Genomic DNA, 17,398 nt, shown 5'->3' with positions numbered 1-17,398 from the left:
AACAATTTTAGCGATCAGCAGTGCCTATTTGCGAATGTTCAACACGCCCTAATAAAAAATAAAAATGAGTTCGAATGAAGGGTGCCTAAGAAGAGTGCATAAGACGGCGGGCAGGTTTTACTAACAGTAGGCTTTATCACTTTTCTTCTAGCAGCTTATGACACAAAAAAGCCTTAATCATAATGAATATGATTGAGGCTTTTTGTATGAGTAAATTCTAACGTTGTGATTCAGTTGCCTAAGCTGCCTAAATTACTTTGGACTTGATGACCATACGGGTGAGCGGATGATGCCTTGTCCTGATTTACCGAACGCTTCGCCACCATTCAATGATTTAATCGTTAGTACACCTTTGCCGCCTTGGGTTGACGCATAGACCACGCGCTTGCCATTGGGTGAGAAGCTTGGGGCTTCATCGATACCCGTATTACCAAGGTTGGTCGTCACCGCACCATTGCTATTCATAATCGCGGCTGAGCGTCCACTTAAAAAGGCGATTTGTGTTCCGTCGCTGCTAAACTGCGGACTGGTTGCATAGCCACCATTAGATACTTTGGTGGTGCGTCCTGAGCCAAACTCATAACGATAAACTTGTGGTTTATTGAATCCAGTTTTGTCACTGACAAATACAAATGACTTGCCATCAGGAGCGTAGCTTGGCTGCACCTCACTGCTTGGCAAATTAGTGAGGCGTCTAGGCGTACCGCCACTGGCGCTTATCTCATAGATATCGGCGCTACCCTCAAAGCTACTAGAAAATAGGATTTTGCTGCCATCAGGAGAGAATGACGGACTCAAGTTACTACCAGAAAAAGGCGTTAGCACACTGGCGCCGCCGCCATTGACGTTTTGTACGTAGATAACAGGGTAGGATTTTTCACGTTGTACCGAGTAGGCAATGCGATTGCCGTCAGGTGACCATGCTGGTGAGAAGATAGACCCTGCTACCTCAGTGATGGTTTTGGCGTTTTCACCATCAGCATCCATCACTTTTAGACGAGAGACTTTTTGCTTACCTGTGCCGCTCTCTTCTATATAAGCAATACGTCCTGAGAAATCTCCTGGAATACCAGTAATCAGCTCATAGATCTTATCTGCAATGACATGAGCCGCGTAGCGCATGCTCTCTCTATTGTTATCAGCGGTGAGGCTTTGCTTGCCCTTTATCACGCGACCAGATTTGACGTCGATGACCTCATAGTCGGTGGTAATTTTGCCGCGGTTGCTATGCGTACTACCGACGACTAGATAGGGTATGCCCATGCTTTGCCATACTGGCAATGTACCAGCCAGCTCGCTACTACTGCGCGGCTGCTGTGGCAGATTTTGGCTGGTGACTTTTAGCTCTGTATTGCTCAAATCATTTAAAATAACAGGAGACATGACAGAGTCGCCTGCAAAAGGTACAAACGCAACTTGGTTTTGCTGAACAGGAATATCATAGTCCAGCTCTAACACCACAGGCGCTGCTACTGTGGAGGCAGAGACTAGCATTAATGAGGTGCTAGCAAGTAAGGAGGCGAGTCGTTTTTTGTGAGTATGCATGAGTCAATGGAGCTCCTAAAATTAAGGTGATAATCATTGTTATAGTCGATGAAGCAGGCATTTGGATGAAAAACTGAGGCGATAAAATCGCTTAACGTCACGTTACCAACAATACAAGGCGCTAGCAACTGCTTAATTACTCCCTCTAAACTGTATCGTAAAGGTGGGATATTTAGGGTCATCAGTGTCAATCGGTAGGCTACCTGTGCTGAGCACCGCTTGCTTAGCCGCTTCATTGACGACGCTATCAGGCCCAGATGCGGTGACATTGACCACGTTGCCGTTGGCATTGACAGTGATGGTTAAGGTAGCACGCTGGGTTGAGCCTTTTGCTGCAGTAGGCGGTGTGTAGTTACGTCTGATTAGGTTGATAATCTCACTGTTGCTAGCACCGCGACTACCACCAGAGGCAGAGCGGCTGCTACCTGTAGAAGGGCTGGAGGTGGACGTATCGCCCGAAATGGTTGATTGACCATCTGATAGGCTAAAAGTTCGGCCTGCATTGCCCGCGCCGCCTGTGTCAATCTCTATATTACGATCGGTGGCAGTTGGGCGTCTGATCTTGGGTGGGTTATTTTGTTTTTGACGAAAATCTCTCAGCTGTTTTTGCTCTTCGATCAGCTGTTCTCGCTTGTCTTGTTCAACTTGATCCAGCTCTTGTATTGCTGACTCATCTATCTCTGCTGCCCACTCAGCCATTTGGCGCTCATACTCTTGGTTCTGTGCACGCAAGCGCTGATGATGCTCTTGACTCATCAGCATGGGCTGACTGGCAGGCTCGTCAGAACGCGTAAAAACAGGAACACGCTGAGAGCTTGGCTGGTTTGAGCTTTGAGCGCTTGAGCTACTACTACTTGAGGTTTCTTGTTGAGCGCTACTGGCTGAATCGCTGGTGCTGCTGTCCGTTTGCATGGCACTGGCTGCTGCCCGATTGGCCAATATCTGCCCTTGCATTTCAGCGAGCTGCTCAGGGGAGACCATGACGGTTTCGATACTACCTGTGGTCTCAATCTCAGTGGACTGATAATTATAAATCAGTATGCCAATGATGATGCCATGTGTGAGCAAGCTGAGCAGCGTAGGCAACGCTAATCCGTTACCTTCAGGTTCGGTAGGGACATAGACGGCAGGCGCATTGGGCATGATAGGGTTACTCATGAATGAAATTGATTGGGCTGATGGCTTGAATACAACATTTCAAATGGAAGGCATTTATTGCAGCGTAGGAGTGGGTAGAGGCGCACCAGTCAATAATCCTACTTTTTCGATACCTGCCTGCTGCAAAGTTGCCATTAGTGCCATGATGGCACCGTACTGATTGTTTTGATCGGCGTTGATCATCACTTGCAACGGCTCGGTATTGGCGTTGTCGCTTTGAGATTGCAAATTGGATAAAGTAGTGATCAGTTCAGGCTCACTAATAGGCAGGTCGATATTGTTTTCATAACTAATGAAAATCTCTCCGCTATCAGTCAATGAGACGATAACGGGTAGCTGGCTTTGGCTCATGGTATTGGTTTGCTCTTTTGGTAGATCAACATCAACCCCTGTAATCAGCATAGGGGCTGTCACCATAAAAATCACCAATAACACCAGCATGACATCGATATAAGGAACGACGTTCATCTCTGCGTTGAGTGCCTTTTTCTCACGGCGATAGGGGTTTGGTTTCATAACCTGTTCACCTGAGTGGTATTCACTTGAGTGTCTCTAGCGGTAGGCGCTTGCGCTTGTACGCTGGTTTCACGTTGTAGCATGCCTGTCATCTCATCACAGAAGAGTGCCCGCGAATCATATAGAAGACTCGATTTTGCCGTAAAATGATTGTACGCAAGGACAGCAGGAATGGCGGCAAACAACCCCATGGCTGTTGCAATCAATGCCTCAGCAATACCAGGCGCGACAGAGGCAAGAGTGGCTTGCTCTGTCTGTGACAGGCCCAAAAACGCATTCATAATGCCCCAAACGGTTCCAAATAGCCCAATATAAGGCGCAACTGAACCGACACTTGCAAGCGTGGTCAAGCCTGACTCTAGTAATTGCTGCTGGCGTCCCAAACCGACACGCAGCTTGCGCTCAACCCCATCAATGATGTCGTCTTTTGGTTGGCGCTTCTTGTGCATTCTCAAGTATTCTGAAAAGCCCACATAAAAAATCTGCTCAAGTCCTTGGCGATCAGGTGAGCCTTGTACGCCTTGATATAGCTTTGCTAAATCCTCGCCTGACCAAAACCAAGTCTCAAACTGTTGATCAAAGTTTTTGGCAGTACTGAGCCGTGCACTCATGCGAAAGATAATGACCCAACTAAATAGGGAAGCCAATAGCAATAGTGCCATCACAATCTGCACCAATAGACTGGCTTGAGTAATAAGATCAATAATATTTAATGATTCAGGCATGTAATGGACTCACGGATAATTGAAAACAGCTGGTCTAAGTAAAATCATCTAAACCAAACGAACCCCAAAAAAATAATATGCATATTTTATCGCTGAATCCTAAGCGCAGTACGGATCTTAACAGTCTGGTTTAGTTAGAGACCATTTGAGACCCCGCTCAACCACTGGGACATTTGAGACCCCGCTCAACCACTGGGACATCAACATAATGACCTGTTAGTTTACTTCTAAATGAAACAAACGTCATTATTAATGTGTTAACCAAATAAAGAGTGGATGTCTTAAATACTAAATATCTCAATACGATACCAGCAAGTCAACGACTTGTTAGAGGTAGAGGTATCTACAATAAGAAGGCAACAAGAGGATTTGTATAGACTTTTACCTTTTATATAGGACATGCTTAGAATTGAGATTTTGGACGAATTAGACATTATCAGCGATTGAGTTTGTAAGATAAGTCGTCTAATATGTTACGCTTTGTTACTACATTATTCTTACTGCGGCAGCGCCATTTTTGCTGAAGTCATGTTTAATTTTGGGTAGTGGTGACTTTTTATTAGCCAGTCGGGGGCGACACTTATGAATGCAATTGAACGCTATTTTGGGATTAATGGTGACAATACCACGATCAAAACAGAAATCGTCGCTGGTATAACCACGTTTTTGACGATGGCTTATATCATCTTTGTCAACCCTAATGTTTTGGCCGATGCAGGCATGGACAAAGGGGCTGTGTTTGTTGCAACCTGTGTGGCCGCAGCAGTCGGTTGTTTTATCATGGGTATTTATGCTCGACTACCCGTTGCATTAGCACCTGGTATGGGACTAAATGCATTCTTTACCTATGGGGTTGTCCTAGGAATGGGGTATGCATGGCAGACAGCGCTAGGTGCCGTGTTCTTGTCGGGTTGTGTCTTTGTGCTATTGAGTCTTTTTAAGATTCGTGAAGCGATTATTAATGCCATTCCAAACTCACTCAAAAATGGGGTAGTCGCTGGTATCGGGGCATTCTTAGCGTTTATTGCTTTGCAAAGTGCAGGCATTATTGTCAATCACGATGCCACTTTGGTAGCTCTTGGTGATATGACGTCATTTGGCCCTGTATTGGCTTCGTTGGGTTTTGTGGTTATTATCGGTCTATCTTATAAAAGAGTACCAGGCGCAGTAACCATTGGTATTTTGCTGGTTGCTCTAATTAGCCTGCTGATGGGCTATACACAGTTTACCGGTATCATCTCTGCTCCGCCGTCAGTGGCACCGACGCTCATGCAGCTTGATATTGCAGGCGCGTTCGATGTGGGTATGATCAGTGTGATTTTTGCCTTCTTGTTTGTCGATTTGTTTGATACCGCAGGCACGCTCATTGCAACCACTAGCCAAGCCAAATTGACTGATAAAGATGGCAACATTCCCAACATGGGCAAAGCGCTATTGGCAGATTCAACAGCAACCGTCGCAGGCTCTTTACTTGGTACTTCTTCAACGACCAGTTATATCGAAAGTATCTCTGGTATTGCCTCAGGCGGCCGTACAGGATTGATGGCAGTCACCGTTGGTGTGCTATTTTTATTAAGTATTTTCTTTTCACCATTGGCAGGTATGATCCCAGCGTACGCGACGGCGGGTGCTATTTTCTATGTTGCCGTACTGATGATGGGCACCCTAAAAGACATCGACTGGAGCGACTTAACAGAAGCGGCTCCTGTTGTAGTGGTATTGCTATTTACACCGCTGACATACTCTATTGCTGATGGTATTGCGCTTGGTTTCATTACCTTTACGGCGGTCAAAGCGATCTCTGGTAAGTTTGCTGATATCAGTATCGCGGTATGGATTTTAACACTGATACTATTAGGCAAAATCATCTTCTTATAAGCCACAATGCGTGAGCAGTCGTTTCTAATCCTCAAACCCTCTTTATCATCGGCTGATAAAGAGGGTTTTTATTTGGACGCTATATTGGCTTACCAGTGCCCAAGAATTTGAGAATAGGGCATCAAACTTTTGGTAACAATTAATCAGCAATAGTAAACTAAAAAATATAACCAAAGCGTCATGATGAACAAAGTGGCGGTAAGTGCTTGTTATTTAAAAACAAATTTTTTTTGAGAAAATAAAAAAATCGTTAGTTTGAATTTTTTTTTCGTGATATTATACCCCCGTTAAGCGCATCACCTCAATCAACGCCGTAGAGGTTTTTCTTACAGTGAATTAGCACATTTTAGATGACAGATGACAGATGATTGTTTGTTTCAGTCAGTTATTTGCTTTCCGTAAAGCGATATTTGTCCATCACACTCCTTTCACTACTAACAAGAAGAAGGCACTAATGCCGCTTAATTTTTCGTTGTTGCCTTTGTATTGTTAACGTAGCCCGTTTAACAGTCGAACGACCTACTTAACCGTCTCCAGCATGTGCTGGATTTTCTAGTTTTGTGATGGCGCCGTTTGGTCTTTTGATTATTGCTGTGAATATCCGTCAATAACCTCTATTTTTGATAGCGGTTACGAGCAGTTATACAGGACGATCAGACTTCCTAAAGCACCATTTATTATGGTTTTTAAACGATAGTTATGGAGTTGTTATGAACCCAGTAGATCAGTTTACCCCGAAAGAGCCGATTTTGTTCAATCCTGTTGATTTGCTGTCGCCTGAGTACCTTGCCCAATCAGCAGATGAGCTACACAAGCGTATCTCGCCATTGTATAGCGTTGATGAGCAGCGTTGGTTGTCTGACTTATTGCCCCTTGCTAAGCCTAGTGCAGAGGAGCGTGATGCTGCCGCTGAGCAGACACGCAAGCTGGTTGAGCATGTGCGCAATGATGGTAAAGCCGTCAAGATGGTTGACTCTTTATTGTTAGAATATAGTCTTGATACCCAAGAAGGTATCTTGCTGATGAGCCTAGCAGAGGCATTGATTCGTGTGCCAGATAACTATACGGCTGATGCACTTATTCACGATAAAATGAGTGTGGCGGATTGGAAAAAACACATCAAGAACGACAATGGCTTCATGGTCAACGCCTCAACATGGGGCATGATGATGACAGGCCGTGTGGTCAGTATCGATAGCAGTACCACTGCCTCAGGTTTCTTGGATCGTATGACCAAAAAGATGGGAGAGCCTGTCATTCGCGGTGCGATGCAAAAAGCCATGCGCATCATGGGCCACCAGTTTGTATTGGGTGAGACCATTGAAGATGCCAATAAAAACAGCCAGCCATATCGTAATAGAGGCTATACCTATTCGTTTGATATGTTAGGTGAAGCGGCTATCACGCATCGAGATGCAGAAAAATACTTCAACGACTATCTGCATGCGATCAGAGCCACGGCTAATGTCAAAGTCAAAGAAGGTATGCCAAAGCCATCAGTCTCTATTAAGCTGTCTGCGCTGCATCCTCGCTATGAAGCCACACAAGAAGCGCAAGTTATGGGTCTATTGCGTCAGCGTTGCCTACTGCTTATTGAAGCTGCGCGCGAAGTCAATGTCGATATCAGTATCGATGCTGAAGAAGCAGATCGCCTTGAGATTTCTCTAAAACTGTTTGAATCATTGTATCGTGACAACGCGACTGCTGGCTGGGATGGTTTGGGTATCGTTGTACAAGGGTACTCTAAGCGTGCTATCGCTGTATTGGCCTGGCTTGCTCGTATATCAACTGAAGTAGGCGACCGCATTCCAGTACGTCTGGTAAAAGGCGCTTATTGGGATACTGAGATCAAACTTGCGCAGCAAAAAGGTCTGTCAGGCTATCCTGTTTGGACGCGTAAAGAAGGTACAGATACCGCGTATCTTGCTTGTGCACGCTTTTTGTTGTCAGATCATCTGCGCGGTCTTATCTGGCCACAGTTTGCAACGCATAATGCGCACACGCTTTCTTCAATCATGACCATGAGTCAGCATAAAGAGTTTGAGTTCCAGCGTCTGCATGGTATGGGTGATGCACTTTATGACCATATTCTGCAAGCGTATGAGATTCCTGTACGTATCTATGCTCCAGTGGGCGCACACAAAGACTTGCTACCATATTTGGTACGTCGCTTGTTAGAGAACGGTGCGAACAGCTCATTTGTCCACCAGTTACTAGACAAGTCATATCCGATTGAAAAACTGACGGTACATCCGTATGACAAGTTATTGGCTAATCCAACATTGCACAATCCAGACATCCCGCTACCATTAGAAATTTATGGTTCGCGCCGTGCAAGTTTTGGCCCCAACATATTTGTAGAGTCACAATGGCTACCGTTCAAAGCCGCTATTGATAGTCATTTGAACAAGACTTGGTCAGCGACACCCATCATCAATGGCAAAGCGGTCACTGACTATGAAGTAGATGGCGTCACTTATCAACTTGATGCGCAGCCTGTACGTGCGCCTTGGAATCATGACGTGAGCGCGGGCGAAGTCAAATATGCCAATGCAGCGTTGGCGCGCCAAGCGATTGATGTGGCTGTAGCGGGTCAAAGCATGTGGCAAAACGTAGCCGTGACCAAGCGTGCGGCAATACTGCGTAAAATCGCTGAGCTATTTGAAGAGAACTATGCTGAGCTGATGGCATTGTGCCAAGTCGAAGCTGGTAAGACCATGCAAGACAGCATCGATGAGATCAAAGAAGCGGTCGATTTCTGTCGTTTTTATGCTGATGAAGCAGAGCGCCTAGACGATGTGGTGCATGAGTTTACAGATCTGTCGGGTAAGCAATCGCGTCAAGTTTATAAACCACGTGGCACCTTTGTCTGTATCAGCCCTTGGAATTTCCCACTAGCTATTTATACTGGCCAGATCGTGGCGGCGCTAGCAGCAGGTAACACTGTTGTGGCCAAGCCTGCTGAACAAACCAGCTTGATTGCTCATTTTGGTGCGCAACTCATGTATCAAGCGGGTGTACCAGCAGAAGCACTACAATTGGTGACAGGTGCCGGTGATGTGGGCGGAGCGCTAACGGCTGCTGATAACATAGCAGGTGTGATATTTACTGGCTCAACCCAAACTGCTCAGCGTATCAATCAAAGCTTGAATGATCATGCACAAGCGAGTGGTGAGCTACCTGTCTTTATCGCTGAAACTGGCGGTCAAAATGCCATGATTGTTGACTCAACAGCGTTGCCAGAGCAAGTTGTTCGAGATGCGGTATTGTCGGCTTTTGGTTCAGCAGGTCAGCGTTGTTCAGCTTGTCGTATATTGTGCGTGCAAGATGAGATGGCGGATGATTTGATTGAGCTGTTACAAGGTAATATGGCTGAGCTGTCTGTTGGCAACCCGCTATACGCAGCTACAGATGTGGGTCCTGTGATTGATGCTGATGCCAAAAATGGTTTAGAGGCGCATATCGCCCGTATGGACGCTGAGCCTACGGCGACTATTTTGGCTCAAACCCCAATGAGTGCAAGCTCGGTTGTCAGCCAAGAGAAGTCTACCTTTGTATTGCCAACCGCAATCGAGGTAAGCAGTATTGATGTGATTGGTGGTGAGCACTTTGGTCCAATCCTGCACGTATTGCGCTATCAAGCACGTGATCTGAATAAGCTGATTGACGCTATCAACAACACAGGCTTTGGTTTGACGATGGGTATTCATAGCCGTATCGAAAAAACTGTTGAGCATATCGAGCGCCGTGCTTTTGTAGGCAACACTTATATCAACCGTAACCAAATCGGCGCGGTTGTGAATGTTCAACCATTTGGTGGTTGTGGTCTGTCTGGTACTGGCCCGAAAGCAGGTGGCCCGCACTATGTTGCACGTCTGATGCAGCTTGAATCAGCATCAACAAGCAGTCAAACAAACAGCACTACCCAAACAACCACTCAAACAGAAATCGCATAAGGAGTAGCAACATGGCGACTGAATTCAAAAAAAATCATGCCCAGGTTTGTGAATCTTGGCGACTACTTGGCGCAGTTAACCGCGCAACGTATCTGCAAGCAGCTATTCCAAAGCTGTCTTTGTTGACTGGTGATGCAAATAAAGCAAAGCGTTTATTCAATCATCTATTGAGCGAGGCGCCAAGCTTAGATGAGACGCATCGTATGACTGGTGCGACAGGTGAGTCAAACGACTTGTACGTCACTGGTCGCGGCAAAACGATGGTCGTTGGTAGCGAATCAACCAGAGCAATGGCCGTACTAGGTCAGCTTGTGGCTGCATTATTGACTGGTAATGAAGTCATACTGCATTGCCCAAGCCAAGATGAGATGTGCAATGAAGCCGCTAAAATCCTGTACGATACGGGTATTAGCGAAGATGTATTGAGTGTGGCTAATGACTCGCAAACCATCACGCTTTTGTACATTGATCGTCTTGCTCAGGTGGCCGTTTCTGGCAGTCGTAGTGAAGTACAAGTTATCAGTCAAGAGCTTGCAAAGACAGATGGTATTTTGACTCAAGTCATCAGTGTCACTGATATGGAAGGACTGTCTGAGATGCTAACACCTGATTATCTCCATCGTTTTGTCACCGAGCGTGTCAAGACCATCAACACCACAGCGATTGGTGGTAATGCTAGCTTGCTTGAGCTTGGCACAGAGTAACTGTTCTTATTGTCGATCCGCTTAGCTTTTATAATGATAAAGGCTAAGCGGTGTTTGTATTGCGGTAGGTATTAAGCCGTAATGCACAATAAAAAAACCGCTACCTGATTTATGATCAGATAGCGGTTTTTTTATTGTGCATTATTCAGCTAAAATTTGATGATTATGTTTTATTCAGTCATATTGACCCATATCCAACCATTTTCTAACCATTCGCTTAAGTCGTCAGCTGCAACGTCTGCCACATCATCATATCTCAATGATTCACCATCAGCCAAGCGCATTAATAATGCGATAGCGACTTCATCAAGCCCATCGATACGCTGTCCGTTGGCATATAGCGTGATGCCATCATGGGTTTGAGTATAGAGCAAACGATTGCTATAGTCCGCTTGCAATAGCGCACCTTCAGACAAGGCTTGTACAAGCTCATCAGTGTCCAGTGTTTCCTCTGGCATCAGCGCATCGTATTGGCGCTTACTCACCACCTCAGAGACTGCTTGGCGAATCATATCATCACCGCGCTCAGATTGTAGCATCTCTAGCAATTGCGCTTTGATAGCAGCAATACTGTCTGCTTGTAATTCGCCTGATGCTTGTAGCGCTTGCGGCAGTAGCATAGGGATAAATAACTGGCTGTCATTGGTTGCAATATCTGCCAAGCTATCGATGACTTGCATCAAGTTTGGGCGGCGACAGCCAAAGGAGAAAGTAAGGCAGTCGTTTTGCGCCACCCCAAAATGGGACAGCTTGGGCGGCACATAAAGCACGTCACCCACTTCTAATATCTCATCAAAGATGATGTCGCCCATATCATCAAACAGTCTTATCGGCTCATCTGCGACAAACTCCGTATTCTTATCACAGTATTTACCTAGCTGCCAACGGCGAGAGCCATAGCCTTGCGCCAAAAACACATCATAATCATCATAGTGCTTGCCGACCGAGCCGCCTTTAGGCGCGTAAGAGGCCATAATGTCATCACGCTGCCACTGGGGGATAAAGTCAAACGCTTGCCACAACTGACCCAGCTCTGGTGACCATTGCTCTAGGTTTTGCACCAGTACGGTCCATTGTTCTGGTAGGTTCTCAAAATCAGTCTCGCTCAGTGGACTTTTTTTGAGTTGCCACTGTGCTTTATGTGCTGTTTTAACCGCTGCTTGGGTGAGCAGTCGTGCGCTAGCGTCTTCTTCAAGCGCAAGCCCAATCATGTCATCGGGCTCAAACATATCAATCAGCTGCGGCAGACCTTGTTTGATGAGTAGGGGCTTTTTTTGCCAGTATTCAGCCAAAAACTGCTCAGGCGTAATAGAGTCGGGTAGACAAAGAGGAATAGAGGTCATGGGCAAATCCATATTTTAAATACGTATGAGATTGATGGTAAGGGGTGCTTTATAGGAAGGGATTAATAGTTTATGATTACCACCTATCTGATGATCATCGTCAGAGCAGCCATCGAATCGTAGGAAAGTTATGAAAAAATTACATTTTGTTGTCATTATTGCCAGTGTGTTTTTCTTGCAAGCTTGTGTCCATAAAATCGTCACCGTGCCTGCCAAAATCGCCTACAAAACCACTAAAGGTGTGGTCAAAGGCACTGTCGCTGTTGGTAAAGCCATCATACCGGGTGACAGTGATGATGATGATAATAAAAAGGATAAAAAATAAAACCTTACTTATCACCTATGAGTTTTTAAGATCATCATAGCATGCAAAGTAAGGTTGTTTTTTTATAGACTTAGGCGAATGTATAGCCAGTTTGAACAAATAGAGATGAGGCAATTGTGCCTTATCTCTATTGCTTTAAGGTATTCAATTCACCTTAGCAAACTTTATAGTTTGGCAATCCAATCCTTAATCGCACGTGCTTGCTCAGCGGCATTACCCGTATAAGTTGCAGGCGTTAATGCGCGCAGACGTTCTTTATCAGCCTCACTGACCGATGAAAGCTCATCGCTTTCTACAAATGTCAGCATCGCTTCGCGAGTCATGGCATTACCACGAGTCAACGCTTTGAGCTTCTCGTATGGGTTTTCTACACGGTAGCGGCGCATAACGGTTTGAATGGGTTCTGCCAAAACTTCTTGTGCTTGGTTCAAATCATCATTCAAACGCTGCTCGTTTAGTTCAAGTTTGCCCACCCCTTTTAGGCACGCATCAAAAGCAATCATACTTTGAGCAAGGCCCACGCCGATGTTACGCAGTACGGTTGAGTCCGATAGATCGCGCTGCATGCGTGAAATGGGTAGCTTCTCACCCAAGTGTGCCAGCATCGCATTGGCAACGCCTAAGTTACCTTCGGAGTTTTCGAAGTCAATCGGATTGACCTTGTGCGGCATGGTAGATGAACCCACTTCACCATCTTTTAGGCGTTGTTTGAAATAGCCTAAGCTAATATATTGCCAAATATCACGGTTAAAATCGATCAAGATGGTATTGAAACGCTTAACAGCATCAAACAATTCGGCGATATAATCGTGCGGCTCAATCTGAGTCGTATAGGGGTTAAAGGTTAACTCTAGACGCTGACTGATAAAGACTTCGGCATGAGTCTGCCAGTCAACATCAGGGTATGCTGAAAAATGTGCATTGTAGTTACCAACGGCGCCATTGATTTTACCCAATAACTCTACTTGATTGATTTGCTTGATTTGACGAGCAAGGCGGTAAGCCACGTTTGCCATCTCTTTACCCAATGTCGTTGGACTGGCTGTCTGACCATGTGTACGTGATAGCATTGGCTGATCGGCATGCGCAATCGCTAAGTCAACGATGCTATCAGTCACTTGCTGCATTTTGGCAACGACTAGCTCGCGGCTGTCTTTGAGCATAAGCGCATAAGACAAATTGTTAATATCTTCACTGGTACAAGCAAAATGGATGAACTCTAGGCTGTCCTCTAACTGCTGATTGCCGCGAAACTTATCTTTGATAAAGTACTCAACCGCTTTTACATCATGATTGGTCGTCGCTTCGATGTCTTTGATCGCTTGGGCATCGGCCTCGCTAAAGTCATCGACAATACTATCCAAAAACGCATTGTTCTCGTTATCAAATGCTGCTAACTCACCAATCGCGCTATTATCAGCCAAAGACTGCAACCAACGAACCTCAACGGTTACGCGAGCTTTGATTAGACCAAATTCAGATAAGTATGGACGCAAGCTGTCAGCTTTGCTGGCATAACGACCATCAATTGGGGAGAGTGCGGTAAGTGGGGTCATGGTATCGCCTTTGAGTGAACAGAAAGTGAATGACTGCTTACGACAGCAGTAAATTTTGGTGGCGCAATTATAGCAAAAACCGATGCAAAAAAGGAGTGTCAGCGATATTTCCCACGAATTAATAGTACGTCAAAGGCAGATATCAACGTCAATAGATTTGGGAGAAACTGAATAGAGAGAGGAGTCAAAAACGATTGAGGATCATAATCCAAACGCGAACGGACGACATGACAAGCGGAGCAGTAACGGTTGCTACTGCCGCTTGTCAAAAATTAAACGCTATCTAAAAACCGCATGGCGCATCAATAGATTCAATCACACCGCCGCCTAAGCATACCTCATCGATATAAAATACCGCTGACTGACCAGGGGTGACAGCGCGCTGCGGCTCATCAAATACCACTCGAACCTCACTGCCATCAGCATTGGTCGCAAACACGCGGCACGCTTGATCAGGCTGGCGATAGCGAGACTTCTCCATACAGGCTAAGCCTTCGTCGCTAAACACATCCGCAGGAGGTAAACCATCAATCCAATCGAGCTTATAGGCTTTTAGCTCGTTGCTCATTAGCATTGGATGTTCATGCCCTTGACCGACGATTAAACGATTTTTCTCTAAGTCTTTTGCCAATACAAACCACGGCTCCTCGGGACGGTCTTTAACGCCGCCAATACCAATACCGCCGCGCTGCCCTAATGTGTAGTACATGAGACCATCATGCGTACCGATGACTTTATTATCATCAGTGAGTATCTCGCCTTTTTGCGCAGGCAAATATTGCTGTAAGAAGTCTTTAAAACGGCGCTCACCAATGAAGCAAATACCTGTAGAATCTTTCTTTTTAGCCGTCGCTAGGTCATGCTCTTCTGCGATTCGACGTACCACTGGCTTTTCAAGCTCACCAACTGGGAATAAGGTTTTGGCGATTTTGTCGCCGCCCACCGCATGCAAAAAGTAGCTTTGGTCTTTATTATTATCAAGACCGCGTAAGAGCTGCGCAACCTCGTCACCTTCGGCATTGATATAGTTCACACTGCGGCGCGTATAGTGACCAGTGGCGATATAATCTGCACCAAGCGTCAGCGCATAGTCCAAAAACGCCTTGAACTTAATTTCTTTGTTGCACAAAATATCAGGGTTAGGGGTGCGGCCGGCTTTGTATTCCGCCAAAAAATGCTCAAATACGCGATCCCAGTATTCCATCGCAAAATTGGCAGTGTGCAGTTTGATACCAATTTTGTCACAGACTGCTTGTGCGTCTGCGAGGTCATCCATTGCCGTACAGTATTCAGTACCGTCATCTTCTTCCCAGTTTTTCATAAACAAGCCTTCGACCTTGAAGCCTGCTTGCTGGAGTAAGACGGCTGATACAGAGGAGTCAACCCCACCTGACATACCAACAATCACATGCTTGGTGCTAGGATTGTCAATATCGACAAGCGTTAAGGGATGATAAGCGGCTGTGCTTGAGGTGTTTTGTAAGGCTGACATAGAACGGCTCAACTATTTATACGTTATCCAAAGCAAACAGTGACGCCAAAAATTATGCGTTTACTACAATACGTAGTCTTAACACAACAACGTCAGCTTATCTTTTGGATCTGGTATTATGATAAAATAAACGTCATATTATACCAGTTAATTGAAACGGATGGCGACTGATGCAGCATGGCTGCTAGCAAAACTGCTTTGAAAATTCAGATACTGGTTTTGAATTATTTTAATCATCTTTAACACCTATTGGAATAATCATGATAAAAATTGGTCAAGGTATCGATGTTCATGCTTTTCATAATAATGGTCAGCAACAGCAATATGTGGTGTTAGCTGGCGTACATATTGAGCATTCTCATAGTTTACTGGCACACTCTGATGGGGATGTGGTGCTGCATGCACTTGCGGACGCGTTGCTTGGTGCACTAGCGCTTGGTGATATCGGTCAGCATTTCCCTGATACAGACACCGCTCACGCAGGCTTGGATTCACGGATACTGTTACGCTACGTCTATAGCAAAGTACAAGAGGCAGGTTATCGCCTAGGCAATGCCGATATCACGGTGATGTGTGAGCGGCCAAAGTTGGCACCGCACAATCAAGCCATGCGCACCAATATCGCAAGTGACTTGCAAACAGACATCAACAACATCAGTGTCAAAGCCACGACGACAGAAAAATTAGGATTTACGGGTCGACAAGAGGGCATCATGGCCAATGCCGTGGTATTATTGGTGCCTAATACGGTTAATCCTTAATCTTGCCAGATCGATTTGAACTTATCAAAATAACGATAGACCAAAACGGTGTAAAATGATGGTTGTAATATACTGGCAACCGCCCCATGTACCAGCCATGTCTTTATATAACGATTTTTTGTACTATCCGCTATTTTGTACGATACATAATCATTTTAATAAACCACTTTATCAATAGGAGCTTTTATGAGTGAGCAAACCCCAAACACGGCTGCAAATGACGTAGAACAACTGATCCGTGATCAAATCCGTGATAATAAAGTTATTCTGTATATGAAAGGCACGCCGCAGTTTCCGCAGTGTGGTTTTTCTGCTAAAGCCATTGAAGTGCTGACACAAATTGGTCGTCCTTTTGCTTTTGTCAATATCCTAGAAAATCCAGAAATCCGTGCAACCTTGCCAAAGATTGCTAACTGGCCAACGTTTCCACAATTATGGATCGATGGTGAGCTAATGGGTGGATCAGACATCATCTTGCAAATGTATCAATCAGGTGAGCTAAAGCCTTTGGTTGAAGCAAACAGTCCTGCCGCTTAATACTTTGGCAACTTATTGAGATATCTTTGATATTTGAGTAAGCTTTATAAAGTACAGCAAACCCAAATAGTCGCTTTATGGCTATTTGGGTTTTTTATGGTGTCTATTTCTTGTCTTTACACGCCATTGTTTTTATAGGTTGTACCCCCATATAGTGACCATGTAATACACCGTCATAAACATAATAAGAGAAGCTTATGAACCACCAAGCAACCGACCCGTTAGACGCGCAAAAGCCAGCCGCTGAACAGGCAGCAATTGATAAGCGTCGCGCGCGCCTAAAAAACGAATCCACGCGTATTATTGAAATTGCCAATAATGAACCACACTCAGCATTAAAATGTATTCATCAGCTGAGTGTGGCAGGCGGCGCAACAGAAGCGACCTATATCGCTATAGAACAGCGTATTGTCGCAGATCAAGACCCTGCTGGTGCTTATCATTTGGCATTGTTGGCACAGAATACACCCGATCTGCCTATCGATGCTCGCCAGTTGATTGAGTTGGTGGTGAATAAGGGCGATAACCAGCAGTGCTTGGCGTTGCTCAAAAACTTACCATTACCGCCTGTTGAGCTGATCAAAGCGCAGATTTTAGCGAGTGATGATGGCGATGCGATCGGTCAAATAAATGCCTACTTACAGATTAACCCAGAAGGATATGGCAGTCATCATACGCTGTCTAGTGGTCAATCGGATCAAATCGTACCGCTGAGCCGTGGTAATAGTAATAACTAAAGCCACCATAAAAGCTGAAAAGCGATCAATCGAAGTGGTGAGATACCTTTTCGCTGAATTATAATTGTTTTTGTCCTAACGTTTTTTAAGCGTCAAAAAATTGTTATAATAATAGGGCGTGTTGAACATTCGACCATGGCACTGACAGCGACTATTTTTTAGGCG

General features: G+C 45.2%; 14 protein-coding genes. 7 read left to right on the top strand and 7 right to left on the bottom strand.

Annotated elements, in window-relative coordinates; genetic code table 11:
- Positions 1-252 precede the first annotated feature (252 nt).
- From L0G63_RS10835 to tolQ, 4 genes are all read right to left on the bottom strand, one after another.
- A complete protein-coding gene (locus tag L0G63_RS10835) occupies positions 253-1,545 on the bottom strand; it encodes a translocation protein TolB (protein WP_301450665.1) in 1,293 nt (430 codons plus the stop codon).
- Between the two features lie 132 nt (positions 1,546-1,677).
- On the bottom strand, positions 1,678-2,703 hold the full coding sequence (locus L0G63_RS10830) for a TonB C-terminal domain-containing protein (RefSeq protein ID WP_301450664.1): 1,026 nt from the start codon (positions 2,701-2,703) through the stop codon (positions 1,678-1,680).
- Positions 2,704-2,757: 54 nt separating this feature from the next.
- Positions 2,758-3,219 (bottom strand): protein TolR, encoded by a 462-nt coding sequence (gene tolR, locus L0G63_RS10825; protein WP_301450663.1) that lies wholly within the window; start codon positions 3,217-3,219, stop codon positions 2,758-2,760.
- Entirely contained in the window at positions 3,216-3,944 is a 729-nt protein-coding gene (gene tolQ, locus L0G63_RS10820; protein WP_301450662.1) for a protein TolQ, read from the bottom strand. The genes tolR and tolQ overlap by 4 nt, the downstream gene beginning before the upstream one ends.
- A gap of 582 nt (positions 3,945-4,526) precedes the next feature.
- On the opposite strand from tolQ, the gene L0G63_RS10815 reads away from it, so the two are divergent.
- From L0G63_RS10815 to L0G63_RS10805, 3 genes are all read left to right on the top strand, one after another.
- Complete coding sequence (locus L0G63_RS10815; protein WP_301450661.1) at positions 4,527-5,822, top strand: NCS2 family permease; 1,296 nt, start codon at positions 4,527-4,529, stop codon at positions 5,820-5,822.
- A gap of 710 nt (positions 5,823-6,532) precedes the next feature.
- Complete coding sequence (putA, locus tag L0G63_RS10810) at positions 6,533-9,778, top strand: bifunctional proline dehydrogenase/L-glutamate gamma-semialdehyde dehydrogenase PutA (protein ID WP_301450660.1); 3,246 nt, start codon at positions 6,533-6,535, stop codon at positions 9,776-9,778.
- 11 nt (positions 9,779-9,789) lie between these two features.
- Positions 9,790-10,482 (top strand): 1-pyrroline-5-carboxylate dehydrogenase, encoded by a 693-nt coding sequence (locus L0G63_RS10805; protein ID WP_301450659.1) that lies wholly within the window; start codon positions 9,790-9,792, stop codon positions 10,480-10,482.
- Between the two features lie 170 nt (positions 10,483-10,652).
- Here L0G63_RS10805 and L0G63_RS10800 read toward each other — a convergent pair whose 3' ends face one another.
- Positions 10,653-11,825: a cupin domain-containing protein gene (locus L0G63_RS10800; protein WP_301450658.1), complete on the bottom strand. Its 1,173-nt coding sequence runs from the start codon at positions 11,823-11,825 to the stop codon at positions 10,653-10,655.
- A 130-nt stretch (positions 11,826-11,955) separates the two neighbouring features.
- Here L0G63_RS10800 and L0G63_RS10795 point away from each other — a divergent pair, with 130 nt between their 5' ends.
- Positions 11,956-12,150, top strand: coding sequence for an NF038104 family lipoprotein (locus L0G63_RS10795; protein WP_301450657.1), 195 nt, complete (start codon positions 11,956-11,958; stop codon positions 12,148-12,150).
- Positions 12,151-12,314: 164 nt separating this feature from the next.
- Here L0G63_RS10795 and purB read toward each other — a convergent pair whose 3' ends face one another.
- Positions 12,315-13,706 (bottom strand): adenylosuccinate lyase, encoded by a 1,392-nt coding sequence (purB, locus tag L0G63_RS10790; protein WP_301450656.1) that lies wholly within the window; start codon positions 13,704-13,706, stop codon positions 12,315-12,317.
- A 283-nt stretch (positions 13,707-13,989) separates the two neighbouring features.
- Complete coding sequence (mnmA, locus tag L0G63_RS10785; RefSeq protein WP_301450655.1) at positions 13,990-15,198, bottom strand: tRNA 2-thiouridine(34) synthase MnmA; 1,209 nt, start codon at positions 15,196-15,198, stop codon at positions 13,990-13,992.
- A 260-nt stretch (positions 15,199-15,458) separates the two neighbouring features.
- On the opposite strand from mnmA, the gene ispF reads away from it, so the two are divergent.
- The 3 genes from ispF (at position 15,459) to L0G63_RS10770 (ending at position 17,233) form a co-directional block, all read left to right on the top strand.
- Positions 15,459-15,959 carry a 2-C-methyl-D-erythritol 2,4-cyclodiphosphate synthase gene (gene ispF, locus L0G63_RS10780; RefSeq protein WP_301450654.1) on the top strand — a complete coding sequence of 167 codons (501 nt, stop codon included), beginning with the start codon at positions 15,459-15,461 and terminating at the stop codon, positions 15,957-15,959.
- 186 nt (positions 15,960-16,145) lie between these two features.
- On the top strand, positions 16,146-16,496 hold the full coding sequence (gene grxD / locus L0G63_RS10775) for a Grx4 family monothiol glutaredoxin (protein ID WP_301450653.1): 351 nt from the start codon (positions 16,146-16,148) through the stop codon (positions 16,494-16,496).
- Between the two features lie 197 nt (positions 16,497-16,693).
- Positions 16,694-17,233, top strand: coding sequence for a hypothetical protein (locus L0G63_RS10770; RefSeq protein ID WP_301450652.1), 540 nt, complete (start codon positions 16,694-16,696; stop codon positions 17,231-17,233).
- Positions 17,234-17,398 lie beyond the last annotated feature (165 nt).

It is taken from the genome of Psychrobacter sp., assembly GCF_030454045.1.
Lineage (GTDB): Bacteria > Pseudomonadota > Gammaproteobacteria > Pseudomonadales > Moraxellaceae > Psychrobacter.
Note: the sequence above shows the minus strand (reverse complement) of the source record. Positions and strands in the feature narration are given on the sequence as shown.